This window comes from Bacillus cereus group sp. BfR-BA-01330 (assembly GCF_022663885.1).
Classification (GTDB): domain Bacteria; phylum Bacillota; class Bacilli; order Bacillales; family Bacillaceae_G; genus Bacillus_A; species Bacillus_A cereus.
On the sequence record NZ_JAKUGK010000009.1, the window covers coordinates 214,337 to 240,834 of the forward strand.

The window sequence follows — 26,498 nt, forward strand, 5'->3', positions numbered from 1 at the left end:
CATTTAGAATATAATTGTAAAAAGGAGGAGATTGCATGCGTATAAAATTACTATCAATCTTGTTTTTATTATTACTCACAAGTTGTAGCCAAATAAAAAACAATGAAGTTGCCATTGTTGAGCCATACAAATTAACAAAAGAGCAAGCTTCTATTTTACAAATGACTCCTTTTCAAGAAGGAAATAGCATGTTTTATAACGTTACGCTTAAAAATGATAAAGATGAAATAAATGCTACAATTGATTATTATAACAATGGTAAAAAAACAAAAGAAATTGCTAATATAGCTACCTCACATTTTTCAAAAAAGAAAGTAAAGCTTTCTTTTTTACCACCACATTTCCAATTCGATAAAGATATACAAGAAAAAAGGCAGTGGTATATGAATATTGAAGGTGCTTCAACGCTTGTTCATGAAGAAGCACCACCAAGCGTAAATAGCTCCGCAACTACTACAATCCAATCTATAAAAAATTTAAAATACAATCAAAAAACAATTTTAGCTGCTGTAATCCAAACAAGTAAAGAAACTGTAAGCGTTCCTACCATTGGTGAAGAAACAGGTATTGATCTACTCTTAAAAGAAAATGAACACGTTTATCTATTCCGTATCGAGCTAAAAAAAGAACAATAAAGCGGAAATGCAACTTAAGTTGCATTTCCGCTTTATTGTTTAATAAGGTGTACTTTTATGGATTTGAATTAAATCCATATTCTGTTACTACTATTGCTCATCCTCTACTTCTATTCTTTTCTTCTCTCTTGCAATTTTTAAAAACTCTAGCAGCTCTGGATTACTATTCATTTTTTTGTAAGCCACTGACATTTCTGCCACAAAATTAGAATCATATAATTCTTTATATACAACTTCTGTTTTATATAACTTATTTGCCGATACGGGTATTACTGTAATTCCAATCCCTGCCGCTACAAGCCCCATAACTGTTTGATACTCTGTTGCTTCTTGTACAATACGTGGACTAAATCCAACTTCTCTGCAAAGAGATAAAATTGTATCATACAAAGCTGGCCATACTGGTCTCGTAATAAATACAAACGGCTCATCTCGTAAATCTTCTATATGTATTTCATCTTTCTCTGCAAGTGGATGTGCCTTTGGTAAACATAAGGTACAAGATAACCTTTGAATTGGCTCTAATTCTAATAATTGTGTTGGAATTGGTGGACGTAAAAAGCCAATATCAATACGGTTATCATGAAGTGCATGAACTTGATCTGGTGTTGACAATTCATGTAATGCAACAGACACTCTCGGAAATTTCTTTCTATATTCCCTAACAATTGATGGTAAAATATCATATATCGCCGCACCTACAAAACCAATTGAAAGTGATCCTACTTCTCCCCTTTGCGCACTTTGTGCAACTTCTACTGCTTTTTCAATTTGTTCAAACGCTTTTTTTACTTCTTTTAAAAACATTTCTCCTGCTTCTGTTAGTTCAACCTTTCTTTTCGTTCTTGAAAATAATGTAACTCCCATTTCTTTTTCTAATTGCTGTATTTGTTGACTAAGTGGTGGTTGTGTCATTTGTAAACGAGCAGCTGCCCGTCCAAAGTGTAACTCTTCTGCCACAACAACAAAATATTGCAAATGCCGTAATTCCATTTTTGGACACCCTTTTCACTTTCGATTAATATGTCTAATATATTAATAACATATAATTTATATATTAGACAAATATTTTGAATGAACGTATAGTAGAAATTGTTAATTCTTTTTTACAATTTTTATGTAAAAAAAGAAAGAGGTGGTTACTGTATGAAATGGTGGAAGTTAAGCGGACAAATTTTATTACTATTTTGTTTCGCTTGGACAGGTGAATGGATTGCAAAACAGGCACACCTCCCAGTTCCAGGAAGTATAATCGGTATTTTTTTATTATTAATTTCGTTAAAATTTAACCTAGTTAAAAAAGAATGGATACAGGACGGAGCAGATTTTTTATTAAAAGAACTTATTTTATTTTTCATCCCTTCTGCAGTCGCTGTCATACGTTACAGAGATACACTAACACAATATGGAATCGATCTCATTTTAATTATTATGATTAGCACTCTTTGCGTTACCTTAGTTACAGGACTTTTAACAGAATTGCTACTAAAGCGGAAAGGATCAACGCAATGATCGGATTTCTTTGTTTACTATTAACACTATTCACATATTGGATATCAAAAAAAATGTATCAACGTTGGAATTGGAGTCTACTTTCTCCTCTTCTCGTCTGTCCCATTATTTTAATTGCTTTATTGCTCGGATTAGATACACCTTATGAAACATATGAATCTGGTGGTCACTGGTTAACTGAATTATTAAAGCCCGCAACAGTTGCTTTTGCATGGCCAATCTATAAATATTTTGATTTATTAAAGAAACATGGAATGGCTATCTTACTTAATGTCATTGTCGGTTCGTTTTTATCAGTCATTACTTCAGCACTACTAGCAAATTATTTTCAAATTGATTCATCACTAGAACATAGTTTAGCGCCACATATCGTAACAACACCAATCGCAATGGCTATTTCAGAAATGATTGGTGGTATGTCACAATTAACTGCTGTATTTGTCGTTTTAACTGCCTTAACAGGAGCATTGCTCGGTCCTTCTCTCATACGCATTTGCCGCATTAAAACAGCAATCGCAAAAGGTATTATGTTAGGAACGAGCGCAAATGGAACCGGTACATCAAAAGCATTCGAAATCGGTCCTGTGGAAGGAACAATTGCAAGTTTATCCATGCTTTTAACAGCAGGCGCTAGTTTAGTTATCGTTCCGCTTTTCTTGTCTTGGATACATTAAAGAAGCAAGTATTTACATACTTGCTTCTTTATCTATATATTGGCACAGCAATTCATAATCCTCTGGAAAAGCTAAACACAATTGTTCAACTTCATGTATCCCTTTCCAAGCAATTTCATGTATTAACTCATCAGGATCTTGGATTTTCATATTACCGCCTATTTGTTTAACAAAATAATAATGGACATACACTGGAACACCGTATGTAATACCCTCTTTTTCATATATTTTATTTACCACTTCCACATTGTAACCTGTTTCTTCCCAAACTTCCCTGATACAACATTCTTCTAGTGTCTCTCCCTTTTCAAGTCCTCCACTTGGGACAGACCATCTTTTTTCTTCTCCCTCTTTGCCCTGCAGTACCATTAAAACTTCATTTCTTTCATTTACACATACCGCTGCACTACCTATCCATCTCTCCATAAACATCCCTCCCCTACTAAAATTCGCCCTCTTTTTTATTTTCCCCTTGAAAAAAGAGGAAAATAATAAAACAATGACGAAAAATTACATCAACTTCATAGACAATCCTTTTTTAGAAATTAAAACTGGAAGGATGAAAATATGATTTCTAATTATGTTGTGGAATGTGTCTTTTGTGAAGAAAATCGAAAGGCTCGCCAAGCTATTGTCACAGTTCCCGCGACTACTCAGCTACTAGCCATTGAAAAAGTGCGTGCGGAATGCAAACGTCGCTTCGGAAAAACTGTATTATTACAAACAGAAATTAAAGAAAAAATTGTTTTTGAACAAAAAGAAAGCCGACCATAAATTGGTCAGCTTTCTTATCCGATCATATTTTCACATGAAGATTAGGGGCATCCTCTTTAAGGATCGGGATTTTCCCATTATGTACGTTCCATAATGGTCATCGAACAATATATTTCTATGCAATTAACTATTGAATAGAATAGGGCAAAACTTGTTCGCATTTTTAGAAAAGGGATAGGGATATAATTCAAGTAGTACTTCGAATACTCGAACTTTACACTCATAATATTAAAACAAATCCTTTTATATGGGAAATATGAATTACCTACATAATTCATTCGTAAAATATATTAATAGTTTGCTATATTAATTTTATCCCGCTATTTGTAAGCAGTAACCCCCTACTGATTATAATTTCACTTTATTCCATCAATAGCATACACCCAGCTAAAACCGGTGTCATAATCATCGAAAACCTCAAAAGCGTTCGCGGTGCATAATTTGTAAACTTCGCGCCAATGTATGCCCCTAACATGGTCCCAATTAATACTTGCAATAACAATATATAATCTAAATATCCTTCCGAACTATATCCTATCCCGCCTCCAATTGCAATCGGTAATATAACAAGCATTGTTGTCCCTACAGATTGCTGAATCGTTAATCCCAATAGAACTATTAATCCAAGTTGAATAAACGGTGCAGAACCAATCCCAAATGAACCAGCCATCATTCCAGTAACTAATCCAAGGCATACACATTTCAACAAGTAGTTCACGGAAAACTCTTTATGTTTATATAAAGACGACTTTTCTTTGTTTTGGAACATAATTAATTTAATAAACATAAAAATTGCCGATAAAAATAACATCCCAGCTGTAAACCAATGAAGAAGATGTGCTGGTATAAGTGAACCAAATTTAGAACCAATATAAGAGCCAATTGCGCCAAATCCCCCAACAATCCCGCCTATAATAAGTGCAACATTGCCTTCACGGTAATGACTTACAACACCTGATAATGTCGTAAATGCCATTGCAGTTAAAGATGTTGCAAGAGCAACATGAATAGGAATTTGGAATACTAAAGTGAGTATCGCGATAATAAACCCAGCTCCTCCAGCTCCAACAAATCCTAATAAAATACCCATTACTAACATTGTTATAATTATTGCCACAGACTTTCCCTCCAGTAACACAATTATCCATCATATTTATGCTTACATACAAATAAAAAGCATCCTAGATGGATGCTTTTTATTTCAATGATATGTACTTAATCTTGATTAATCAAAATAACCGCTGGACCAGCTACTACTACTCCAGCTACTTCTATTTTTTCAAATTCCTTTACTGTAATAGATATAACTCCTTCTCTTTCCATCAATTCTTTACTCAGGACATCAGTCGGGATTGCTTTCACCGTCTTACCTCCTTTTCATTTATACAATATGATAAAGTGAAACTTTCATCAGTGGGGTTTTGGTCCGTACTTATTGATTATTAACCCTCACCAATCGGGCGAATAATCGCCCAATGCATCTATATATATGCATCACCTCCGCTTTCATTCCTTATTCCACTCAAAAACCTTCTCCCCCTTCCTTGACATATTGAAAAATAAAAAAGAAGCTATAACATATAGCTTCCCTCCACGTTTCTTTAATCTTTATGCACCGTATATTCCATGACTTTACCATCTCTATCAAATTGTAAAATAAGCTGTTCGCTATCTATTGGAATAAAGCCACGTTCAGTCCCAAGATAATACAAAGTGATGACTCCTTCTTCCCCACTTCTCGTTTCCGTTGGGGCTCCTAACAATTGTGTAATTTCTTCATTTGATTTCCCTATTAATTTATATTTTTGTAATAGATCATCTACCATATGTACCCGCTTATCTGCATGATTTAACCATCTATTTTGATTAAACTTTGATGTATATTCATTTACACTTAGTTGTACAGTGCACACTATTAATGGTATGAGTGCTACTATTAACCCCCCCAACATTTGCTTCTTTTCTTCATTACGATTTTTAGAAACATATAAAATAGCCCTTTGAATCATGACTAATAAAACAAATGGTATGAATACTACAAAAATGCTACTTACACTTAAGGGTATATGGACCATATCAATGACGAATATAAATACAATGTACATTACTATATATAAACAAAAAGAGACATACAAAATGCCACGTAGCATAGCGTTCAGAAAGATCTCCCCTTTTAACTCACTATATAATTCATCCGGCTAATCATTTCTTGAATCTGTTCTAATTCTTGCACTGTATATACTACTTCCCCTGCTAATATTTCATTTCTAAAGAACGTTACAATTTGCTCCCGATCTTTTAATCTAGGTGTTTCCTCACTAGAAAGGTCTACTATTTCTTTTCCATTTTTATTATAAAAATATACAACTGGTTTTACTTTTTCTTTTATACTATTAGCCTGCATTTCTTTCAAACCACTGTATAAAATTTGAGATAGTTTCTTCGCCCTATATACTGGATTCCCTTCATTTTTCACTTGTATAGTTGACGAATCTTTACCTACTATATATTCAAATGTCTCTTCTTTTTCAACTTCTTGTTGATACTTACCCATTTCATCAATCATAAATGAATATATACCAGCATTTTCTTTCGTTAAACCATGAATTAATTTCTCTTCCCATTCTTTCGTCTCAAGTAGATAAATACCAGTTTTGCACAAGATGAGATGATGGATTCGATTATCGTTTATTTCACTATTATTTTTAATAAAAACATTCGGCATGATTTGAATTTCAGCATCTAATATGGTGCCTTGCTCTATGAATCCTCGTTTCATATAATGTAATGTTTCGTACGTATTCATTTCAGCGCCGTTTTTAGTATATTCTCGTAGATTTGCAATTAGTTTTTGAAACATATGTATTTCGTTATTATGCTTATTTTGCATTTCACTACGTTCTTTACTATGCTGCACAGCTAATTGATTTTTCATCATACGCATATTTTCAATTTCTCTATTTGCACTTACTTGTAAATCATTGTATTTTTTCTGTTCCATATTTTTCAAATTATTTTGTTGTTCTTTATGCTCTATCACCGTAGCTGCAATTTCATTTTTATACGTTTCAATCGCTTGTTTCTTTTCAAATTCTACTTGCTGACTCTCTGATTCTAACTGTTTATTTTTATAAAACAGCACAAATACTACAGCTAATAATATTAAAACCGTACCTATTAGCACATAATTCATATTTTTACCCCTTTATTTCATTATCGATTATTTTTTATAAATATATCTATTATAGTATACTATGGTTTCGATATAGACTTTGTAAAAGTTGTATATTTTTAATAAAAGGCACCTCTGACGGGGCACCTTTTATTTTCACTCTATTGTACACCATACTGAATATAACTTGGATCGTAGTATATCCATTGATTTGTCCCTAAGCAAAGCCATCCATCTTGCTTACTCCATACTCGATACGATTCACCATGATGTAACTGTCTTATAACATTTCCATTTAATGATGGAGCATCACGCAAATTTACATTATCACCAGTAATAGTCGCCACATAATGTTTATACTGAATATAACTCGGATCATTATATACCCACTGATTTGTCCCTAAACAAAGCCATCCATCTTGTTCTCCCCAAACTTCATATGTTTCGCCACGATTCAATTGGCGAATTACACTAGACTGCAAAGATGGTCCACTTCTCAAATTCACATTATCTCCATTAATTATAGCAACCCCGTACACTGGAGTTGCATTATTAGGCGGGGAAACATTACCTCCACCACTTGCTCCATTCCCTTTTAAAGCTTCTAATGAAACTGCAGCTGATACATCACAATTTCCTACGCCTGAAATTTGTCCAGAATCTGTGTACTGCCACGCTGTCCACGTTGTCCATCCACCAGCATCAGCAGGCGGTGTACTCGAGTATTTAGCAATCCAAAGCGGTATATCACTTAATCCGCTAATTCCGAACTCATTAATATACCAAACTCCTGTATATAACATTACATCTTTTCCAGTAGCCTGTTTCACATAATTTATGAAGCTTCTTGCCCAATTCGATATAGCGTTACCAGTTAAATTATTGTTACTCGGATCTGTTGGTGATTCTAAATCCAGAACTGGCATTAAGTCTGTCTGGTTATTTTGTAATATACTCACAAAATATTTTGCCTCTGAAATTGCATCATTTTGTTCTGGGCGCGCAAAATGGTATGCACCAATTAATACATTCGCATTTCGTGCTGCTTGTACATTCTTAGTAAAAGTAGGATCAATGTAGTTTACACCTTCTGTCGCTTTTGCATACGCTGCTGGAATTCCAGATGCCTTCACTGCATTCCAATCAATATTCCCTTCCCAATGAGACACATCAATAAACGTAACATTTGAACTTGATCTGTTTTGCATATAAAATCTCCTATCATTTTTTTACTTCGTATACATACAATATGTACAAGTTTCATAAGAGGACACGACATTTATGCTATAGAAACAAAGAGTAAACATATTTTGTATACAAAATAAAAAAGACCTTGTATTACAAGGCCTTTTGCAAACTCACTTTATTTTGTAGCAAATACATATTATAATACAAACCTTGCTCACTTAATAATTCTTGATGTGTCCCTCTCTCTACTATCTCTCCATCATGCATCACAAAAATTTGATCCGCATCTTGAATTGTAGATAACCTATGCGCAATGGCTATCGTCGTTCTACCTTTTCGCATTTGTTGCAACGCTGTTTGAATAGCCTCTTCTGTTTCTGTATCGATATTAGCTGTTGCTTCATCTAATACTAATACTTTCGGATTCGTTGCTATCGTTCTAGCAAAAGCAATTAATTGTCGTTGACCGCTTGAAAATGCTGCACCTCTTTCTACTACTTCTGTTTCATACTGTTTTGGTAACTTTTCAATAAACGTATTCGCTTGCACAAATCGAGCAGCTTCTTTTACTTCTTCATCCGTAATTTCTTCATTATACATACGAATATTTTGCTTTACATTTCCAGCAAATAAAAATGCATCTTGCAATACGAGTCCTATTTTCTTTCTAATTTCTCGTTCTTCAAATTTTTCTAAATCTACACCGTCTATTACAATATTTCCTGACTTAATATTATAAAATCGCATTAACAAATTCATAATCGTACTTTTTCCGCTACCAGTATGCCCAACAAAAGCAACCGTTTGCCCTTGTTTCACGTGAAATGATACATTTTTTAAAACGTCACGCTTTCCATCATATGAAAAAGTAACATTTTTAAATTCAATATCTCCATCCACGATTTGAGGATTCTCATTGCCTTTTTGAACCGGTGCTAAATCTTTCTCGTCCATTAAATGAAATACACGTGATGACGAAACAAGTGCCTGTTGGAAGAAGGACAATTTCATCATCATCTCATTTACAGGTTGGAAGAAACGATGTATATAGTTAACAAAAGCATATAAAACTCCTACTTCAACAGGGCTCTTTAAAGCATCAATCCCAAATAAACCTAGTACTAACGCAATAGCTACAATATGTACTAAATCCGTAGCTGGTCGTAAAAGTAATGCGTCTAACTTCAAAGTACGTCGCCCTGCACTATAATGTTTATTATTCACTTCTTCAAACTCTTTTCTCATACGTTTTTCTTGTCTGAACACTTGAACAATATTCATTCCTTGTATGGACTCGTTCAACTTTGCATTTAACACGCTTAGTTGATTACGTACTTCTAAATAAAAAGCTGCACTTTTCCGGCGATATAATACCATAATCGCAAACATTATCGGAATTAATACGAGAGAAAATAGCGCTAATTTTACATCTAATAAAAACATCGCTACTAAAATACCTACTAAAAAGACTACATTTTTTACAAATGTTGATAATACACTGACATAAAAATCTTTAATCGCTTCCGTATCATTTGTTATACGCGATACAAGTGTACCAATCGGCGTACGATCAAAGAAACTTAATGATAGCTTTTGAACATGTTCATATACTTCAACTCGCATATCTTGAACAATCTTAAAAGCAATGTTCTGAAAGTACAATAGATTTAAATACGTAAATAGTACTTTTAATAAATGAGCAACTATGTAAATTACAAATAAAGTAACGAGCGCTGATCGTTCAAAATCCCGCGGTACTAGGTGTTCATCGAGGAATTGTTTAATTAAAAAAGGACCCATCATTTCCGTTACTGTCGCACCAACTAAAAAGATAAATGCTAAAGATAGTAACCCTTTATATGGCTTCATATAGGAAAGCAATCTACTTAAATCACTTCGCTTCTTCTCTACCATCATACGCCTCCTTTCTCGACTAAAGCTTCTAATTGCTGGCTTTCATACATTTCCTTATACCAGCCGTTTTCCTTCATTAATTCCTCATGTGTACCTCTTTGTACAATTCTACCTTCATCAACAACAAGAATAAGATTGGCATGCTGAATTGCACTTAATCGGTGTGCAGTAATAATCGTCGTTTTCCCTGCTCTCTCCCTCTTTAAGGCACTTAAAATCGTCTCTTCTGTTTTTGCATCTACCGCTGATAAACAATCATCCAAAATTAAAATTTCAGCATTTGTTAATAAAGCACGAGCAATAGAGATTCGCTGTTTTTGACCACCAGATAACGAAACACCTCTTTCCCCTACTACTGTTTCATATCCTTCTGAAAATTGGAGGATGTCATTATGAATACAAGCAATCTCTGCTGCTTGGGTAATTTCATTATATGTAGCATCCGCCTTTCCAAAGGCAATATTCTCGCCAATACTTGCTGAAAATAAAAAATGATCTTGCGGCACGTATGAAATGGCAGAACGGACACCATGAAGTGTTATATCTCGAATATCTCGCTCCCCAATTTTTAATTCACCATTAAAATGATCATACTCACGGATTAAACATTTTAATAAAGTCGTTTTCCCTGCGCCTGTACGTCCTACAACTCCTAGCGTTTCGCCCTTCTTCAAATCAAAGTGAATATCGTTTAAATGTAACAATTCATTTTTCTTATACGAAAATGAATCAACGGCAAACGAAACATTACCGCTCGCTATTGTATGTACAGCATTTTCGCTATTTACTACATCTGATTTTTGTGAAAGAATTTTTTCTACACGGTCATATGAAGCACGCCCACGCTCCATAATATTGAATAACCATCCAAACGCTAACATTGGCCAAACGAGGGTACCTAAATATGTCGTAAATGTAACGAGATCACCTACTGTTAATTCACCTCTTACAACTAATACCGATCCGTAACATACTGCGATTAAAAAAGAAAATCCAACGATAAGAGAGATTGTCGGATCAAATAACGAATCAATACGTGCAACTAACACATTTTTATGTACAACATCTTCTGATTTTCTTCGAAACGCCTGTAAATCTTCTTTCTCTTGTCCAAGCGAGCGAATCACTTTCATTCCACTCATACTCTCTTGCACTTTATCATTGATTTCCGAAAACGATTGCTGTGCTTTATGAAACCTTTTATGTAATAAAGTGCCATAATAATTTGTCGAAATAGCTACAATCGGCATTGGAATTAAACTTAATAATGTTAACTTCCAACTAATTGTAAAACCCATCGCTACGAGCACACATCCTCCGACAGCTAATGAGTCAACAAGCGTCAAAACACCTGCTCCAGCAGTTTGCTGGATCGCTTGAATATCATTGGTCGCATGTGCCATTAAATCACCTGTCCGATTTGACTGATAGAAAGATGGACTCATCTTTGTAAAATGTTCATACAAATTTTTTCGTAATTGGCGAGCTAATTTTAATGAAGACCCGAAAATCATAATACGCCATATGTAACGTAATATGTACATCGTAATACCTACAATTACTAATAGTACAACCCATTTTAGTAACTTATCGGTCGTCAATGTTCCATCATTAATTTCATCTACAACGATTCCAATTACTTTTGGTGCTACAAGTTCTAAAAGTGCAACGCCAAACAATAAAATAATTCCAGTTATGTACGCTCGTTTTTCTTGTTTAAAAAACCACGCTAAATTCATAAACACTTTCATTTTTTTCCTCCTCCCTTAAAATGAGCGATGTTTTCAGTTTACCAAAAATACAGAATTTTTAAAAGTTTTAAAAACTATAACTAACAAAAAGAAAGACACTCTTAGCGAGTGTCTTTTAGCGCTTATTTCATTTGTTGCTTGTTCATTGCGCTCATCATTTGATTGATTTTCTTTTGGGAAGGTTTTTGTCCCATTTGCATCATCATCATTTTTAACATTTGTTCGTTAATTGGTGGATTTTTTTGTAAGTAATTCATCATGTATTTGCGGGCAATGAAAAATCCTAACGCCACGCCTGCTACTAGTGCTACTACGCCCACTAGAATACCTAACCAAATTGGCATATATTTTCCTCCTTCATGTTGTCTACCTTACAGTGTACTAAAACCTTTTCAATAAGACAAGATACAATTCGACATTTTTTACACATATGTTCGTACTTGTTTTAGAGGATTCAGCCATCCGTACTTTGTATTTTCATAATCCATAGCTAAAAATGTTAATTCACACTTTCTTAACACCTCAAAGAACGTCGTTTCCATAGAGACATTTCCAGAGGTATTCATACGAATATAGTGCGGTTTCACCATTATTTCGCCGTACTCCGCTCCCGTATAAAGTGTATGTGTATGATGTGTTCTATCATATTTACCAAGAACGCGCAAAGCTTGTTCTAATTTATGATGAATTTTCATTACTTGCAATGGCATCGTTATATACATCATTTGCTTATATAACACTTTTTTCTCCGAAAGGGACCCAGATTCTGAAAATCGAGCAAATAAATCAAAAAACAAATATTCACGACCAAAATAAGCTTTCGCAATATCCTCTTGAATTAAATACAATTCATACGTTTTCATTTTTCCACTCCCAATCTGGACAACCTTTTCTCTTCATTATATATAAGAAAATTTGCAATGATTGTCTGACTGCGGAGAGATAAAAAACTTTTTCTGTCGAAAAAACTCATTTACATAGAAAAACCTCTCCATGCCGGAGAGATTTTTCTGAAATGATTAAAGCATTTCTTTTACTTTACGAACAACGTTCTCTACAGTAAATCCATACTCTTCCATAATCTTCTCACCAGGAGCAGAAGCACCGAATGTATCGATACCTAACACATCTCCTTCAAGACCTACGTAACGGTGCCATCCGAATGTAGCACCCATTTCGATTGCGAAACGTTTTGTTACTGCTTTTGGTAATACAGATTCTTTGTACTCTGCAGTTTGAGCTTCGAAGCGATCCATAGATGGCATGCTGACAACAGCTGCGTCAACGCCGTCTACTGCTAATGCTTTTTGAGCTTCAACAGCTAGGCTTACTTCAGATCCAGTTGCAAGTAAGATTACGTCAGCCGTTTCTTTCTTGCTTGCAGAAACTACATATGCACCTTTTGCTACTTTTTCATACGTATCATCTTTTGCACCTTCTAATGTTGGAAGGTCTTGACGAGTTAATACTAAAGCAGTTGGTTTGTTTGTAGATTCTAAAGCTAGTCTCCAAGCTGCAACAGATTCGTTACCATCAGCAGGACGGATAACAGAAACGTTTGGCATTGCACGAAGCGCTGCTAATTGCTCGATTGGTTCATGTGTTGGACCATCTTCACCAACAGCGATACTGTCATGTGTGAATACATACGTTACTGGCAATTGCATTAATGCTGCAAGGCGAATTGCTGGACGTAAGTAATCAGAGAATACGAAGAACGTACCACCGTAAGTTTTTAAACCACCATGTAGTGCAATACCGTTCATTGCTGCACCCATTGCGAACTCACGTACACCGTACCAAATGTTTTTACCGCTGTAATCATCTCTTGTAAAGTCTTTTTCGTTATTCATGTATGTTTTGTTAGAACCAGCAAGGTCAGCAGATCCACCGAAGAATGATGGTACAGACTCTGCAATTGCATTAATTACAGCACCAGAAGAATTACGAGTTGCTGCTTTTGATCCTAATTCATAAGTCGGTAAGTTTTGCTCCCAACCTTCTGGAAGTTGACCGTTCATTGCTGCTTGGAATTCGTTTGCTAATTCTGGGTATGCTTGTGCATATTCACCTAGCATCGTGTTCCACTCAGCTTGCGCAGTTTCACCAACATCTTGTACTGTTTTACGGAAGTTGTCATATACTTCTTCTGCTACGTGGAAGTCTTGCTCAGCAGTCCAAGCATATGCTTCTTTCGTTAATTTTGTTTCTTCTACACCAAGTGGAGAACCATGTGAAGCTGATTTTCCTGATTTGTTTGGAGAACCGAAACCAATTGTCGTTCTTACTTCAATTAGCGTTGGGCGTTTTTCGTCAGCTTTCGCTTCTTCAATTGCTTTCGCGATTGCTTCAATATCGTTTCCATCCTCAACACGGATTACTTGCCATCCGTATGCTTTGTAACGATCTTCTACACTTTCAGAGAATGAACGATTTAAATCGCCATCTAATGAAATATCGTTTGAATCGTAAAGCACAACAAGACGACCTAATTGTAAATGAGCAGCTAATGAAGATGCTTCAGCAGAAACGCCCTCCATTAAATCTCCATCACCACAAATAGCGTATGTATAATGATCCACTACATTATACGCATCACGGTTATATTTAGCAGCTAAATGTCTTTCAGCCATTGCCATACCTACAGCAGTTGCAATACCTTGTCCAAGTGGACCAGTCGTCGCATCTACACCAGCTGTATGACCATACTCAGGATGTCCTGGAGTTTTGCTTCCCCATTGACGGAAGTTCTTTAAGTCATCCATTGTTACATCATAACCAGATAGGTGAAGTAGGCTGTATAATAACATTGAACCATGACCTGCAGATAATACGAAACGATCACGGTTAAACCACGTTGGGTTATTTGGATTGTGTTTCATAAATTGAGTCCATAATGTATAAGCCATTGGTGCTGCACCCATTGGCATTCCTGGGTGACCAGAGTTTGCTTTTTCAATCGCATCGATGGATAATGTGCGAATCGTGTTGATAGAAAGTTGTTCGATTGAATGTGACATGCTATTCTTCCCTTCGCTTATATTAGTAAACGTTTTATACATTTATATGATAGCTTCCCACGCAAGATTATACAACATGTATCGACAAATATGTTGATGTTTTTTTGATTTTTTATAAAAAAATCAATGTTTCCGGGAATGTATGGGTATTCAATATGACATACTTTTTCATTATTTTTATTTTAAAAAGAAAGGGAATTATCTGTATATTTATACAAATCTCTTCTATACTTACTTTTCAAATACGTTTTTAAAACATAAAAAAAGCATCTACATTCGATGCTTTTCAAATCAGTTACACAATCCGTTTCCGAATCGAACTTGAAATAAAATCAATGATAATGACCATTAAAATAATGCCCAATAAAATAATTCCCACGCGAGACCAATTGCGTGAACTCAGCGCAAAAATTAGTGGCGTACCAATCCCTCCTGCTCCGATAACCCCTAAAATCGCAGCGGATCGTACATTAATTTCAAATCTGTATAACGTATACGATAGAAAATCTGGTAACACTTGCGGTAACACCGCATACCAAAGTATTTGAAAACGATTTGCTCCTGTTGCTAGTAACGCTTCCGTCGGTCCTTTATCTATGTTTTCAATTCCTTCTGAATATAGTTTTCCTAACATTCCAATAGAATGCAATCCTAAGGCTAATACTCCTGCAAAAGAGCCTGGACCAACAGCTTTTATAAATAAAAGAGCCATAATTAATTCAGGAAACGTACGAACAAAACTAAGTACAAATTTCCCAAATCCTGAAGTTAATTTTCCACTACTCATATTCGTTGCCGCCCAAAAAGCAAACGGAACAGATAAAAATGCAGAAATAAATGTACCTAATATCGCAATTGCCAACGTATCAATTAATCCATGTAATAAATCTTCACCATCTGGCAAAGATACATACGACCAGTCTGGATTCAATATCCCTGTCATAATTGCTTTTGTAATTTCTCCCGTCGTTTCCTTTATTCCCTCTAGCGGTACTCCTGAAAAAGCCCATATATAAACAAATGTAAGTGCTATAAAAATAAACGAGCGATACACACTCGGTTTCTTCGGTTTTGGTACGATTATCGTCGTTTTACTCATTATAATTTCTCCCGCAACAATGTACTTACATAATCAATTACCAATACAACAACAAGAGTATAGATGATAATAGATGCAGTTTGTTGATATTGTAAAAATCCAAGTGTACGATCATAATATAGTCCAATACCACCTGCTCCTACTAAACCTAGGACAGCCGCTGCCCGTACATTCACCTCAAATGTATATAGTACATAGGAAACAAAGTGTGCTTTTACTTGTGGAATGACTCCATAAACAATCCATTGCACCTTATTAGCCCCTACAGCTGTCATCGCTTCTAGTGGGCCAGGGTCAATTGATTCAATTGATTCATACAACAATTTCGCCACGAGCCCAATTGAGAAAAAAGTAAGAGCTAAAATACCCGGAAGTGGTCCTATTCCAAAAATAGCTACGAAAATTGCCGCTAATAATAAATCTGGTATCGTTCGAATAAAATTTAAAATCAATCGAGCTGGACTGTATAAAAATGTACTAGTAAACACATTACTTGCCGCAAACAGTGCAAGTGGAATAGCTAAAATCGCTCCTAAAGTCGTCCCAATAATCGCCATACGTATTGTATCTAACATTGCTGTTGTAATAACTTGAAAATAACTCCAATCTGGCGGCACCATTTCTTTTAACAAATCCATTATATTAGGAAAACCAACTACTAGCTTTGAAAATGATGCGTCGACCTGTATACTACTTCCCCACAACAGTAAAATGAATAGAATAAACGTTAACATATGTTTTAACTTACTCGGCGGCTTCGGTATCGACTTCGAATATATCGTCACATCATTCATTTAGCTGCCACCTCTAACAATTCACTTTTCTGTGCTACGTCACCATAAATTTCAGCAAACTTTTCATCCGTTGCTGCTTCTACTAAACCATCAAAAACAATTTCACCTGCATGTAATCCAATAATACGCGTCGCATATTGCCTAGCTAAAGCAATAGAATGTAAGTTTACAATTGTTGTAATTCCAAAATCTTCATTAATTTTCTTTAAATCATCTAATACTTGCTTTGTTGTTAGCGGATCTAACGACGCAACAGGTTCATCTGCCAATATGATTTTTGCTTCTTGCGCCAATGCTCTAGCTATCGATACACGTTGTTGTTGTCCTCCTGATAATTCATCAGCACGTGCATATGCTTTTTCTAAAATATTCACTCTTTTTAACGCTTGAAATGCGAGCTCCACATCCTCTTTCGGAAACAAACCTAACGTTGTACGCAATGTCGAATGATATCCAACACGGCCAGCTAATACATTCTTCAATACTGTTGATCGCTTTACAAGGTTAAAACTTTGAAAGATCATACCAATATCCCGGCGCATACGTCGTAAATCTTTTCCTTTTGCAGCAGTAATAGACTCACATTCAATCATGATTTCGCCTTCTGTAATCTCATGAAGACGATTTACCGATTTTAGAAGTGTAGACTTTCCAGCTCCGGACAGCCCTACCATTACAACAAACTCACCTTTTTGAATTTTCAAGTTTATATTATTCAATCCTTTTGTACCATTTGGATACACTTTGGAGACATTTCGAAATTCTATCACACATCTTACCTACCTTCTATGTATTCAAAACGGCAAACTAACTGAAAACATTCCCTTTCAGCTAGCTGCCATTTCCATATGTATTATTGCGTTTTTACTTTCTTCCCATATTCACGAACGATGTCAAATTTACTATCATCAGATTTAACATATCCTTCATGTGAATATACTTCTTTAATGATTTTGTGACCTTCCTCATTTTTTCCAATTTCAATGAAAGCATCCTGTAATTTCTTGCTCCACTCTTCATCTAAATCAGAACGTACCGAAATCGTATCGTTTGGAATTTTCTCCGTAAATTTCACTATTTTCGTTTGCTCGAATATATTCGGATAATCTTTTTTTACAATATTACGAGCATCTTGGAATACAACAGCTGCATCTACGTCACCATTTAAAAGAGCAATAAGCGACTGATCGTGACCTTTTAATGTAACAGGTTTCACATCTTTTAACGGATCAATTCCCTCTTTTAATAGAACAGCTGCAGGCCATACATACCCTGCTGATGATGTTACATCTTGATAACCAATCTTTTTACCTTTTAAATCTTTTACACTATTTATATTAGAGTCTTTTTTAACAACAAACTCAGATTTATAATAATCTACTAAATCTTTTGTAGGAGCTCCTGTTTCATCCTCTACTCCAAAACGTTGTGCTTGTAAAATTACATTTGCAGCCTTCTTTTCATGTGCTAATACGTACGCTGTTGGCGGTAAAAATCCTACATCTACTTGTTTAGATGCCATCGCTTCTACAATTGTATTGTAGTTCGTTGAAATACTAACTTTTACTGGAATATTTAACTTATCACTTAATAGCTTCTCAAGCGGTTTTGCCTTCGCCTCTAACGTATCTGCATTTTGAGAAGGAACAAATTGAACATTTAAAGTCTTCGGTACATACCCTTTTTTCGTATCTTCATTTTTACTTGCACTTGATTCCTTCGTTCCACAGCCACTTAATAATCCCGCTGCTAGTACAACTGTTGTGCTCATTGCAAAAACTTTTTTCAACATATTAATGCCTCCATTTTTCATTGTTATAAAATAACCTTTCATAAACATGAAGAAATATATCACATATTTTTACAAATAATTGATTATTTACAGAATCTTTACACATTCTATACACTCACATTAAAATTCTCTTCACATATTTGATATGATGAATTGGAAGATAACAATAGAAAAGGTGAGTCATATTGGAACAAAATCAAACTGTAACTTTAAACATCTTATTAACAAGCGATATACATGGCACTGTTTATCCTATTCACTACCAAGATAACTCCCCAGCAGAACTTGGTTTAGCTAAAATTTCTACTCTTATAAAAAAAGAACGTTCCCAAAATACAAACGTTCTTTTAATTGATAATGGCGACTTTATTCAAGGAACACCATTTACTTATCATTATGTTACATACGAAAAAAACAAAAAAAACCCAATGTCCTTATTAGCGAATTACTTACAGTATGACGCTGCAATTATCGGCAATCATGAGTTTAATTACGGGATGGGTATATTAAATAACGCTGTGACTACTGCGAACTTCCCGTACCTATCAGCAAACATTTTAGATAAAAACATAAAGAAACCTTATTTCGGAAAACCTTATATAATCAAACAGATTGAATCCAATATAAAAATCGCTATTTTAGGGGTGACAACGCACTACATTACCAATTGGGAACAACCCCATCACATTAAAGACTTACAATTTGAAGATGCATTAGAAACAACGAAAAAGTGGGTTTCTTACATTCGCAAACATGAGAAACCAGATTTACTAGTCGTAGCGTATCACGGGGGAGTTGAACGAGATTTACAAACCGGGGTACCGACTGAAGTTTTAACAGGAGAAAACCAAGGATATGCAATGTGCCATGAAATTGAAGACATAGATATTTTATTAACAGGTCACCAACACCGGGAAATTGCTCACACAATGGCTAACGGTGTAACAATTTTACAGACCGGATGTAATGGAAACTCAGTTGGAAAAGTAAAAATAACATTCGAAAAAACAAAACATAAATGGGTTAAAAAAGAGAGTTCTTCTGAATTATTATCTGTACAAGGAGTTGAGGCTGACCAAGATGTACTTTCATTGGTAGCCGATTACGAAGAGAAAACACAAAAGTGGCTTGATCAACCTATTGGAATCATTCAGGGGGATATGCAAATTTCAGATGCTATGCAAACTCGTTTGCATGATCATCCTTTTATCGAATTCATAAATAAAATACAGATGGATATAGCTAATGTATCAATTTCTTGTACAAGTTTGTTCCATAATACATCTCCAGGTTTCCCGGAACATGTAACAATGCGTGACATCGTTTCTAATTATATTTATCCAAACACATTAAAAGTAATTAGAATAACTGGAGCGGATATAAAAAATGCTCTTGAACTCTCTGCTTCTTATTTCACATTAAAAACAGATGGATCCATCACCGTAAGTCCTACCTACATAGAACCAAAGCCACAACATTATAATTATGATATGTGGGAAGGGATTTCATACGTATTAAACATTTCAAAACCAATTGGTGAAAGAGTAGAATCTTTACAGCATAACAGTGCTCCTCTTAATATGAATGAAGAATATGACGTTGTAATGAATAATTATCGTGCAAGTGGCGGGGGAAATTTCTTTATGTTTCAAAACAAACCGGTAGTAAAAGATATACCCACAGATATGTCTGAACTTATCGCTAATTATATATTGGAACATAAAACGATAGAAGCAACAGTTAATAACAACTGGAAAGTTATTAAATAACGATTTTTACATATAAAAAAGATGGGCTTCGCCCATCTTTTAATTTAATTTTGCATTATCTTGCTTTTTTAAAGCTTTTAATTTCGTCGGTGTAACATCTGTACCTTCTTCGTTAACAACTTTAATACCTTTAAGTTCGTTTAACATATTTTGACGAAATCCTTTTAAATATTGTTCACGTAGCGATTGACGCTCACGTTGCTCTTCTTCAGTTAAACCTTCAGCTTTTGCTTTTTTCGCTAAGAAGTTAATGCGTTCAACGAGTTCGTGATTAATCATCTCGAATCCCCCTTCTAATCAAAACTGATTATTATCATACAATAGTTACTCTTCTTTATCAAGCAATTGCTTCGTATACTCTACATATCTACGATGTACAGTCGCCTTTGAAACATTATGACCAAATCCACGTAATGTTGCTGCAATTTCTTCAAACGTGAGTTCACTTTTTCGCAAACGTACAATTTCCTCAATTGGCACTTCTTTTTTCTCTCTTCCTACACTTAAATGACGATTTTTTAAATTTTTTTCTGGACGATAACCTTTTTCTACTGCACGTTGCATACCTCGTTTAATTTTCAAATTATGAATCTTTCTTTGATATTCTTCAACAATACCAATAATATCTAATACCATTGAATCAGAATCCGACAATTGTAATTCACCATTATGTGTATGCGTATATACTTTTATGCCTTCTTTATGTAAACAATGCATTAACGCGATCTTCGCATTTCCTCTACCAAGACGCGTTTCATCTTGTATAAGTAACACATCAATTTGTTCGTCTCGAATTGTATCCAACACCTCTAATATACCGTCACGTTCAATTGTATATCCACTAGCCTGCTCTTCAATCACCTTAGTAACATTCATTTGATAGCGCTCAGCTAAATGCAATAATTCATCTTTTTGACGTAATAATGATGTTTCTTGCGCTTCTTTCGTTGTACTCACACGTGCATAAATAATTGCATTCATTTTGAACCCCTCTTTCTCCCTATTATTTCCCTATAGTGTAACATAAATCCGCCATTTGTTCGAACTTATGTTTGTAGAATGTTTTTTCACATGTTATACTTATTAATAAGAAAAATGAAAGAAAACGAGGTGTTAGAAAACATGGAAAAGTTAACGAAACGCCAGCAAGACATTCTCGACTTTATTAAGCTAAAAGTACAAGAAAAAGGATATCCACCTTCCGTACGTGAAATTGGTCAAGCAGTCGGCCTCGCTTCTAGTTCTACAGTGCACGGACATTTATCACGATTAGAAGAAAAAGGATACATTCGACGCGATCCAACAAAACCACGTGCCATTGAAATTTTAGGTGAAGACCGAATGGATACGGAAACACAATCTGTTATTCAAGTTCCAATTGTCGGAAAAGTCACTGCTGGTTTACCAATTACAGCGGTCGAAAGCGTAGAAGAACATTTCCCACTTCCAGCTAGTATTGTTGCTGGAGCAGACCAAGTGTTCATGTTACGTATTTCTGGAGATAGTATGATTGAAGCTGGTATTTTCGATGGAGATTTAGTTGTTGTTCGCCAACAGCAGTCTGCATATAATGGTGAAATTGTAGTCGCTTTAACAGAGGATAACGAAGCAACAGTTAAACGTTTCTATAAAGAAAAAGACCATTTCCGTCTACAACCAGAAAACTCTTCATTAGAACCTATCATTTTAAAACAAGTGTCAGTTATCGGGAAAGTAATTGGCGTATATCGTGATTTACATTAAAAATAACAAAAAGAAGATAATTACCTTATTTATATACGGTAATTATCTTCTTTTTGTATTTTGATAGATTTCCATGCATTCTATTTCTTATTAACGAGTTTCAATCGTCACATCTCCCGCAGCCGTTTTACCGCTAATCTTTTTACTACCATTTCCAATTGTTACATTTTTATTTTCTTCATTAAAAATTGTTACATCTCCAGCAGCACTTTGCCCAGTAATTACCGCATCTTGTGGTTTTTCCGATAAAGTAATATCTATATCTCCCGCAGTTGAACTTGCTTCTAGATTATACTTAGAATCATGATCTTGAATATTTATTTCCCCACTTGTTGTTTTTGCGGTCACTTTCCCTAATACCTTCTTAAAGTTCACCTCACCAGCTTTTGTCGATCCCTCCACATTCTTAGCCGTTACTTGTTTCAACTCTACTTCTCCAGCAAGTGTTCTAACACTTACGCTATCACTTTTCACATCACTCATTTCGATTTGTCCAGCAGATGAATTTACTTTTACATCTTGGTAAGAGCGTTCGGGCACAAGGAGAGTCAATTTAGACGTTTGAAACCTAAAATCGTAAAAAGAAAAATCAAATGAAGCACCTTTTTCTCTTTCCCCAATAATTTTTAATGTGTCACCATCTTCTGCGATACGAATCTCTTGTTTACGTACATCTCCCGATTGCTTTACATAAAAAGCAGAGTCAGGAGATTTTTGGACAATAATATCCCCGGCATCTAACTTAACTTCTATATTTTTTAATGTTTCGTTTTTAATTACATTTTCTTTATCGCCTTTTTCAGCAGTTTGTACTGCTTTTTCATATGTTTGGGAAATTCCTATTACTCCAATAATGATACAAGCGATAGCGATTAAAAATAGTTTTTTCATCATTTACTCTCCTTTTATCATTTTGAAGTTCCATATTACATATCGTACACACAATCTCTTAAACCACTTTGTACTATAAAAAGCGATAATACATAACAATAAACCTACCCCAACAAACGTTATACTAACGAAAAGATCCAACCATATAAAAGTACCCATAAATACTTTTCCAATAACGAAAAATGGTGTTACTACACTAGCAATACCACCGATCCAAAAAGAAAATATAAAAGCAATAATTGCGACTAACGGGCCTAACACAATAATAAAATTAAACAAACTAAGTCCAATCGCTGCCATAACAGCTCTTGTCACATTTGAAGTCGATGGATTTTTTTTCATTTCATCGAAGCGATACATCGCAAGTAATTCTTTCGCGATTACTTTCGGAGAACCAAGGCCCTGTATTATTTCCGATTCAGTTTTCCCCTCTTCTAGTCCAAACTGAAAGTGCTCTTCATAATCCAATAAAATATCTTGCCTCTCTTCCTCTGGTAACTTTCTAAGATAACTTGATAATTCTTTAAGAAACCCTTCTTTACTCATCCCATTCCACCCCTTCAATAATTTCTTGTACCCCTTTCGCAAAATCACGCCATTCTGTTACTAACAAATGAAATTGCCTCTCCCCTTGCTCTGTTAATTGATAATATTTACGAGGTGGCCCTTCCGTAGATTCCTTTAAATACGTTTGAAAATACCCTTCTTTCGTCAAACGACGTAATAAAGGGTATACTGACCCTTCCGATATTAAAAATTTATTAGAAATTTGCTGAACAAGTTCATAACCGTAACTATCTTTACGTTTTACAAGTGCTAATACACAAAGTTCAAGCACACCTTTTTTAAACTGAACGTTCAAGTGCCATCCTCCTTTCCTATCTTAGTACTGTTCAATACACGGTACCTGTTTTATCCATAATATACCACTTAGTATTATTTATTGCAAGGTACTAAACTATATTTATTCCCTAAATTTAGAAAATTAACTAACGAAATCCTGAATAAGACTATGTTATAACTAAGCAGCATTCAAAGTTTCATTTCATTTACATTAATATTAGACTTCATTCACTCTTTCCTCTTGAAAAATCCACCACAAACTTATTCACTATAGCTAATGAGAAAAAGCCCCAATACTTATCGGTATTAGGGCTTTTTCTCATTAGCTATATATGAATCGAATTCCTATTTGAGAACCTGCATATGCGACAAATACTTTAATACCATATTTTATTTCTCATCATCGTTCCCCAAGATTTTTCGCTTAACATCTGATAAATCCTTCGACAACGAACTAAATGCTTTTGCTTGTTCTTCAATGACCTGTTGATTTTTTTCAATAACTTTTTGATATTGTTCTTCGCGCTGTTCATTCTTTTTTTGCGTAGTAAACAGCATCCATACAAATAAAGCTGCGAATGCTCCTTGTTGAATCATTGAATTGAAGATTTGTTCTTCCATCGTTCTCATCTCCTTTTCAAAAATTAAAGAGAATCATACGAGTGATCCTACTCTCATATCCTTATCTCACATTAAAATGTTCTTCTTTTACCCATGTGTTTTGCCCAATATCGATATAACCATCTTTTCTTGCAAAAATCCCATATGGATAAGATCCATCCACATTTCCTTTATAATTTCCATTTGGACCATCATATGTGTTAATGCCATAACCTGCGGGATATTTTGAGTAAGCATGGAACCACTCTACTTCAAAGTGTTCTTTTTTCGCCCACGCTTCCCAACCTAGACATAACATATTTTCATTCCCACCATACCAAGCAGCATCTATAATTAAATATGGCATTTTTGTATTAATGACATGACCTGTAAACCAAGCATCTTTTCCAGGACCACTATATAAATTAATGCCCCATCCTTCTGGGTATTTAGACGTTGCAATTCCCAGTCCTTTTGGTTGTAGTGGTTTATTATTATCTTCATTAAATGCTTTGTTTATCTTCTCAATGAATTGATCCACTCTTCCTTCATCGAGCATTCGATGTGGGCAATGCTTTCCACTCCACGATTTATGTGTACGTACATTACTAATCGGTATATTGAATTGTTTCATTAACTGAGCAATAACAATTGCTGCATTATCCTCCGCCTTGTAATATCTATCCCCACCGCTTAGAGAATAGCAAATTTCCACTCCGATAGATTTACGATTACCATTTCCGTTACCATCACCTGCATGCCAAGCATTACGATCAAACGGAATACCTTGTACCGCTTCTTTGTCATCTACTGCAACATGAAACGACACTGAATTATTATTCCCAATCATATACGATATCTCATTTTCTGCTGATGCATCATTGTACGTATTATGTACTGTGATGAATTCTGGTGTCATTGTATTGGGACACTTTATACCATATTTACTTGGATCCACTAATTTTTTTCTAATTTCCATTACTGATTATCTCCTTTTTTATTTTTTATCATTTAAAATTCCACTGAATTATTAAGTACATCTAGAAACTAAATCCTCAGACAGGCCATATTCTATATAATGGGTTATGGTCCTCACATTCAAAAAAAAGAAAAAGAGCAACTTTTTACATCAGTTGCTCTTTCAAAAATCGCACTCTATATTCCGCCCAGCATTTTACAGATATTACTCTAATCTCAAGAGGTATGATAACAAGTTTTTTCATCCTACTTAATACATGCTGATTTAAAGATATTATCTTACATTAAAATGCTCTTCTTTTACCCATGTGTTTTGTCCAATATCAATGTAACCATCTTTTCTCGCAAAAACACCATATGGATAAGATCCATCCACATTTCCTTTATAATTTCCATTTGGACCATCATATGTGTTAATACCATAACCTGCTGGATATTTTGAGTAAGCGTGGAACCACTGCACTTCAAAGTGTTCTTCTTTTGCCCAGGCTTCCCAACCTAAGCAAAGCATATTTTCATTCCCGCCATACCAAGCAGCATCTATAATTAAATATGGCATTTTTGTATTAATGACATGACCTGTAAACCAAGCATCTTTTCCAGGACCACTATATAAATTAATGCCCCATCCTTCTGGGTATTTAGACGTTGCAATTCCCAGCCCTTTTGGTTGTAGCGGTTTATCAGAAGGGTCAGTTGTACCACCACCGTCTCCTTTTCCTAAGTAGTCTAATGGATTCACAGCATTACTCTTATTGATGTTCCAAGACCCTTTATGCAATTCAAAATGCAAGTGTTGACCACTAGAATCCCCTGTGTTCCCCATAACCCCAATAGTTTGTCCTTGTGTAACATAATCACCTTCTTTTACTGTTCGAGAACCGCTACGCATATGGGCATATACTGTTTCCCATGTAACCCCATCAATAGTGTGCACAATCATAATACATTCACCATAACTGGATGAAATATAAGAACGACTAACTCGTCCGCTAGCTGCTGCATAAATTGGATGATAGCCCGATTCAGCAAGATCTATCCCATGATGATCTGGTCTGCTCCCCCGAAATCCACTTGTTACTCTCGTTGTATCTGTTGGATAAATAAATTTTGCCATAATAATCTTCCTTTCTATTCATACGTAATATAAAAAGGCACTTAAAAAAGCACCCTTTTATATTTTTCTGTATATTAAAATTTATAATTTTAAATCAAATAATAAAAAACTTTGTTATTACCTTACATTAAAATGCTCTTCTTTTACCCATGTGTTTTGTCCAATATCAATGTAACCATCTTTTCTCGCAAAAACACCATATGGATAAGATCCATCCACATTTCCTTTATAA

General features: G+C 34.9%; 30 protein-coding genes and 1 pseudogene. 6 read left to right on the forward strand and 25 right to left on the reverse strand.

Translation table 11 applies throughout. The features are described 5' to 3' along the window. The first annotated feature begins 35 nt into the window (after nt 1–35). Nucleotides 36–635: a hypothetical protein gene (locus MR112_RS24465; RefSeq protein WP_001220620.1), complete on the forward strand. Its 600-nt coding sequence runs from the start codon at nt 36–38 to the stop codon at nt 633–635. 90 nt (nt 636–725) lie between these two features. Here the strand turns inward: MR112_RS24465 and alsR are convergent, their stop codons facing one another. Next, a complete protein-coding gene (gene alsR / locus MR112_RS24470; protein ID WP_000423235.1) occupies nt 726–1,628 on the reverse strand; it encodes an acetoin biosynthesis transcriptional regulator AlsR in 903 nt (300 codons plus the stop codon). A gap of 153 nt (nt 1,629–1,781) precedes the next feature. Between alsR and MR112_RS24475 the strand changes: the two genes are divergently transcribed. Further along, nucleotides 1,782–2,147, forward strand: a complete 366-nt coding sequence (locus MR112_RS24475; RefSeq protein ID WP_000872365.1) for a CidA/LrgA family holin-like protein — start codon at nt 1,782–1,784, stop codon at nt 2,145–2,147. Continuing rightward, a complete protein-coding gene (locus MR112_RS24480) occupies nt 2,144–2,821 on the forward strand; it encodes an LrgB family protein (protein ID WP_000578954.1) in 678 nt (225 codons plus the stop codon). The genes MR112_RS24475 and MR112_RS24480 overlap by 4 nt, the downstream gene beginning before the upstream one ends. 12 nt (nt 2,822–2,833) lie before the next feature. Here the strand turns inward: MR112_RS24480 and MR112_RS24485 are convergent, their stop codons facing one another. Then, a complete protein-coding gene (locus tag MR112_RS24485) occupies nt 2,834–3,247 on the reverse strand; it encodes an NUDIX hydrolase (RefSeq protein WP_000442982.1) in 414 nt (137 codons plus the stop codon). A 141-nt stretch (nt 3,248–3,388) separates the two neighbouring features. On the opposite strand from MR112_RS24485, the gene MR112_RS24490 reads away from it, so the two are divergent. Next, nucleotides 3,389–3,595, forward strand: coding sequence for a DUF3903 domain-containing protein (locus MR112_RS24490; protein ID WP_000625222.1), 207 nt, complete (start codon nt 3,389–3,391; stop codon nt 3,593–3,595). A gap of 361 nt (nt 3,596–3,956) precedes the next feature. On the opposite strand, the gene MR112_RS24495 is transcribed toward MR112_RS24490, so the two are convergent. From MR112_RS24495 to MR112_RS24560, 14 genes are all read right to left on the reverse strand, one after another. Beyond that, the gene (locus MR112_RS24495; protein ID WP_000974666.1) at nt 3,957–4,712 is read right to left on the reverse strand and encodes a sulfite exporter TauE/SafE family protein; all 756 of its coding nucleotides are present in this window, start codon (nt 4,710–4,712) and stop codon (nt 3,957–3,959) included. Between the two features lie 98 nt (nt 4,713–4,810). Further along, a complete protein-coding gene (locus MR112_RS24500; protein ID WP_000644411.1) occupies nt 4,811–4,957 on the reverse strand; it encodes a BC1881 family protein in 147 nt (48 codons plus the stop codon). A gap of 239 nt (nt 4,958–5,196) precedes the next feature. Continuing rightward, a complete protein-coding gene (locus MR112_RS24505; protein ID WP_074555573.1) occupies nt 5,197–5,745 on the reverse strand; it encodes a hypothetical protein in 549 nt (182 codons plus the stop codon). 23 nt (nt 5,746–5,768) lie between these two features. Further along, nucleotides 5,769–6,788, reverse strand: coding sequence for an NERD domain-containing protein (locus MR112_RS24510; protein ID WP_001110284.1), 1,020 nt, complete (start codon nt 6,786–6,788; stop codon nt 5,769–5,771). Nucleotides 6,789–6,928: 140 nt separating this feature from the next. After that, a complete protein-coding gene (locus MR112_RS24515) occupies nt 6,929–7,975 on the reverse strand; it encodes a GH25 family lysozyme (protein WP_001181396.1) in 1,047 nt (348 codons plus the stop codon). Between the two features lie 130 nt (nt 7,976–8,105). Continuing rightward, complete coding sequence (locus MR112_RS24520) at nt 8,106–9,869, reverse strand: ABC transporter ATP-binding protein (RefSeq protein WP_000229520.1); 1,764 nt, start codon at nt 9,867–9,869, stop codon at nt 8,106–8,108. Next, nucleotides 9,869–11,620: an ABC transporter ATP-binding protein gene (locus MR112_RS24525; RefSeq protein WP_000862455.1), complete on the reverse strand. Its 1,752-nt coding sequence runs from the start codon at nt 11,618–11,620 to the stop codon at nt 9,869–9,871. Before MR112_RS24525 ends, MR112_RS24520 begins: the two co-directional genes overlap by 1 nt. A 122-nt stretch (nt 11,621–11,742) precedes the next feature. Then, the gene (locus MR112_RS24530; protein ID WP_001123317.1) at nt 11,743–11,964 is read right to left on the reverse strand and encodes a YneF family protein; all 222 of its coding nucleotides are present in this window, start codon (nt 11,962–11,964) and stop codon (nt 11,743–11,745) included. 78 nt (nt 11,965–12,042) lie between these two features. Further along, on the reverse strand, nt 12,043–12,483 hold the full coding sequence (sirA, locus tag MR112_RS24535; protein WP_000860645.1) for a sporulation inhibitor of replication protein SirA: 441 nt from the start codon (nt 12,481–12,483) through the stop codon (nt 12,043–12,045). A gap of 156 nt (nt 12,484–12,639) precedes the next feature. Beyond that, nucleotides 12,640–14,640 carry a transketolase gene (gene tkt, locus MR112_RS24540; RefSeq protein ID WP_000019766.1) on the reverse strand — a complete coding sequence of 667 codons (2,001 nt, stop codon included), beginning with the start codon at nt 14,638–14,640 and terminating at the stop codon, nt 12,640–12,642. Nucleotides 14,641–14,935: 295 nt separating this feature from the next. After that, nucleotides 14,936–15,739 carry a phosphonate ABC transporter, permease protein PhnE gene (gene phnE, locus MR112_RS24545; protein ID WP_242245520.1) on the reverse strand — a complete coding sequence of 268 codons (804 nt, stop codon included), beginning with the start codon at nt 15,737–15,739 and terminating at the stop codon, nt 14,936–14,938. Further along, on the reverse strand, nt 15,739–16,533 hold the full coding sequence (gene phnE / locus MR112_RS24550; RefSeq protein ID WP_001000763.1) for a phosphonate ABC transporter, permease protein PhnE: 795 nt from the start codon (nt 16,531–16,533) through the stop codon (nt 15,739–15,741). Before phnE (MR112_RS24550) ends, phnE (MR112_RS24545) begins: the two co-directional genes overlap by 1 nt. Then, entirely contained in the window at nt 16,530–17,303 is a 774-nt protein-coding gene (gene phnC / locus MR112_RS24555; RefSeq protein WP_000569244.1) for a phosphonate ABC transporter ATP-binding protein, read from the reverse strand. The genes phnE (MR112_RS24550) and phnC overlap by 4 nt, the downstream gene beginning before the upstream one ends. A gap of 83 nt (nt 17,304–17,386) precedes the next feature. Continuing rightward, nucleotides 17,387–18,325, reverse strand: a complete 939-nt coding sequence (locus MR112_RS24560) for a phosphate/phosphite/phosphonate ABC transporter substrate-binding protein (RefSeq protein WP_000915065.1) — start codon at nt 18,323–18,325, stop codon at nt 17,387–17,389. Nucleotides 18,326–18,510: 185 nt separating this feature from the next. Here MR112_RS24560 and MR112_RS24565 point away from each other — a divergent pair, with 185 nt between their 5' ends. Beyond that, nucleotides 18,511–20,094 (forward strand): bifunctional metallophosphatase/5'-nucleotidase, encoded by a 1,584-nt coding sequence (locus MR112_RS24565; protein WP_000437456.1) that lies wholly within the window; start codon nt 18,511–18,513, stop codon nt 20,092–20,094. A 39-nt stretch (nt 20,095–20,133) separates the two neighbouring features. Here the strand turns inward: MR112_RS24565 and MR112_RS24570 are convergent, their stop codons facing one another. Together MR112_RS24570 and MR112_RS24575 are read right to left on the reverse strand one after the other, a co-directional pair. Next, the gene (locus MR112_RS24570) at nt 20,134–20,373 is read right to left on the reverse strand and encodes a DUF896 domain-containing protein (RefSeq protein ID WP_000607015.1); all 240 of its coding nucleotides are present in this window, start codon (nt 20,371–20,373) and stop codon (nt 20,134–20,136) included. Between the two features lie 45 nt (nt 20,374–20,418). After that, complete coding sequence (locus MR112_RS24575) at nt 20,419–21,075, reverse strand: YneB family resolvase-like protein (RefSeq protein ID WP_000991469.1); 657 nt, start codon at nt 21,073–21,075, stop codon at nt 20,419–20,421. A 141-nt stretch (nt 21,076–21,216) separates the two neighbouring features. Here MR112_RS24575 and lexA point away from each other — a divergent pair, with 141 nt between their 5' ends. Beyond that, nucleotides 21,217–21,837, forward strand: coding sequence for a transcriptional repressor LexA (gene lexA / locus MR112_RS24580; RefSeq protein WP_000413738.1), 621 nt, complete (start codon nt 21,217–21,219; stop codon nt 21,835–21,837). Between the two features lie 90 nt (nt 21,838–21,927). Here the strand turns inward: lexA and MR112_RS24585 are convergent, their stop codons facing one another. The 7 genes and pseudogenes from MR112_RS24585 to MR112_RS24615 all read right to left on the reverse strand — a co-directional run. Further along, entirely contained in the window at nt 21,928–22,731 is an 804-nt protein-coding gene (locus MR112_RS24585) for a DUF4097 family beta strand repeat-containing protein (protein ID WP_000976235.1), read from the reverse strand. Further along, nucleotides 22,732–23,274: a DUF1700 domain-containing protein gene (locus MR112_RS24590; RefSeq protein WP_000031383.1), complete on the reverse strand. Its 543-nt coding sequence runs from the start codon at nt 23,272–23,274 to the stop codon at nt 22,732–22,734. After that, nucleotides 23,267–23,590 (reverse strand): PadR family transcriptional regulator, encoded by a 324-nt coding sequence (locus MR112_RS24595; protein WP_242245521.1) that lies wholly within the window; start codon nt 23,588–23,590, stop codon nt 23,267–23,269. Before MR112_RS24595 ends, MR112_RS24590 begins: the two co-directional genes overlap by 8 nt. A 371-nt stretch (nt 23,591–23,961) precedes the next feature. Further along, nucleotides 23,962–24,192, reverse strand: a complete 231-nt coding sequence (locus MR112_RS24600) for a BhlA/UviB family holin-like peptide (protein ID WP_000392444.1) — start codon at nt 24,190–24,192, stop codon at nt 23,962–23,964. Nucleotides 24,193–24,253: 61 nt separating this feature from the next. Beyond that, on the reverse strand, nt 24,254–25,150 hold the full coding sequence (locus tag MR112_RS24605; protein WP_242245522.1) for a peptidoglycan recognition protein family protein: 897 nt from the start codon (nt 25,148–25,150) through the stop codon (nt 24,254–24,256). A 273-nt stretch (nt 25,151–25,423) separates the two neighbouring features. After that, on the reverse strand, nt 25,424–26,266 hold the full coding sequence (locus MR112_RS24610) for a M23 family metallopeptidase (RefSeq protein WP_001051368.1): 843 nt from the start codon (nt 26,264–26,266) through the stop codon (nt 25,424–25,426). Between the two features lie 117 nt (nt 26,267–26,383). Further along, nucleotides 26,384–26,498 (reverse strand): annotated as a pseudogene (locus MR112_RS24615) (lysozyme family protein); the annotation flags it as partial.

Coding starts and splice junctions, on each gene's coding strand:
- phnE (WP_001000763.1), bottom strand. CDS start 16,533: ATGAATGATGTGACGATATATTCGAAGTCGATACCGAAGCCGCCGAGT.
- MR112_RS24560 (WP_000915065.1), bottom strand. CDS start 18,325: ATGTTGAAAAAAGTTTTTGCAATGAGCACAACAGTTGTACTAGCAGCG.
- MR112_RS24585 (WP_000976235.1), bottom strand. CDS start 22,731: ATGATGAAAAAACTATTTTTAATCGCTATCGCTTGTATCATTATTGGA.
- MR112_RS24530 (WP_001123317.1), bottom strand. CDS start 11,964: ATGCCAATTTGGTTAGGTATTCTAGTGGGCGTAGTAGCACTAGTAGCA.
- MR112_RS24505 (WP_074555573.1), bottom strand. CDS start 5,745: ATGCTACGTGGCATTTTGTATGTCTCTTTTTGTTTATATATAGTAATG.
- MR112_RS24490 (WP_000625222.1), top strand. CDS start 3,389: ATGATTTCTAATTATGTTGTGGAATGTGTCTTTTGTGAAGAAAATCGA.
- tkt (WP_000019766.1), bottom strand. CDS start 14,640: ATGTCACATTCAATCGAACAACTTTCTATCAACACGATTCGCACATTA.
- MR112_RS24570 (WP_000607015.1), bottom strand. CDS start 20,373: ATGATTAATCACGAACTCGTTGAACGCATTAACTTCTTAGCGAAAAAA.
- MR112_RS24520 (WP_000229520.1), bottom strand. CDS start 9,869: ATGGTAGAGAAGAAGCGAAGTGATTTAAGTAGATTGCTTTCCTATATG.
- MR112_RS24475 (WP_000872365.1), top strand. CDS start 1,782: ATGAAATGGTGGAAGTTAAGCGGACAAATTTTATTACTATTTTGTTTC.
- MR112_RS24600 (WP_000392444.1), bottom strand. CDS start 24,192: ATGGAAGAACAAATCTTCAATTCAATGATTCAACAAGGAGCATTCGCA.
- MR112_RS24515 (WP_001181396.1), bottom strand. CDS start 7,975: ATGCAAAACAGATCAAGTTCAAATGTTACGTTTATTGATGTGTCTCAT.
- lexA (WP_000413738.1), top strand. CDS start 21,217: ATGGAAAAGTTAACGAAACGCCAGCAAGACATTCTCGACTTTATTAAG.
- alsR (WP_000423235.1), bottom strand. CDS start 1,628: ATGGAATTACGGCATTTGCAATATTTTGTTGTTGTGGCAGAAGAGTTA.
- MR112_RS24590 (WP_000031383.1), bottom strand. CDS start 23,274: ATGAGTAAAGAAGGGTTTCTTAAAGAATTATCAAGTTATCTTAGAAAG.
- MR112_RS24525 (WP_000862455.1), bottom strand. CDS start 11,620: ATGAAAGTGTTTATGAATTTAGCGTGGTTTTTTAAACAAGAAAAACGA.
- MR112_RS24465 (WP_001220620.1), top strand. CDS start 36: ATGCGTATAAAATTACTATCAATCTTGTTTTTATTATTACTCACAAGT.
- MR112_RS24605 (WP_242245522.1), bottom strand. CDS start 25,150: ATGGAAATTAGAAAAAAATTAGTGGATCCAAGTAAATATGGTATAAAG.
- MR112_RS24510 (WP_001110284.1), bottom strand. CDS start 6,788: ATGAATTATGTGCTAATAGGTACGGTTTTAATATTATTAGCTGTAGTA.
- phnE (WP_242245520.1), bottom strand. CDS start 15,739: ATGAGTAAAACGACGATAATCGTACCAAAACCGAAGAAACCGAGTGTG.
- MR112_RS24480 (WP_000578954.1), top strand. CDS start 2,144: ATGATCGGATTTCTTTGTTTACTATTAACACTATTCACATATTGGATA.
- MR112_RS24485 (WP_000442982.1), bottom strand. CDS start 3,247: ATGGAGAGATGGATAGGTAGTGCAGCGGTATGTGTAAATGAAAGAAAT.
- sirA (WP_000860645.1), bottom strand. CDS start 12,483: ATGAAAACGTATGAATTGTATTTAATTCAAGAGGATATTGCGAAAGCT.
- MR112_RS24575 (WP_000991469.1), bottom strand. CDS start 21,075: ATGAATGCAATTATTTATGCACGTGTGAGTACAACGAAAGAAGCGCAA.
- MR112_RS24610 (WP_001051368.1), bottom strand. CDS start 26,266: ATGGCAAAATTTATTTATCCAACAGATACAACGAGAGTAACAAGTGGA.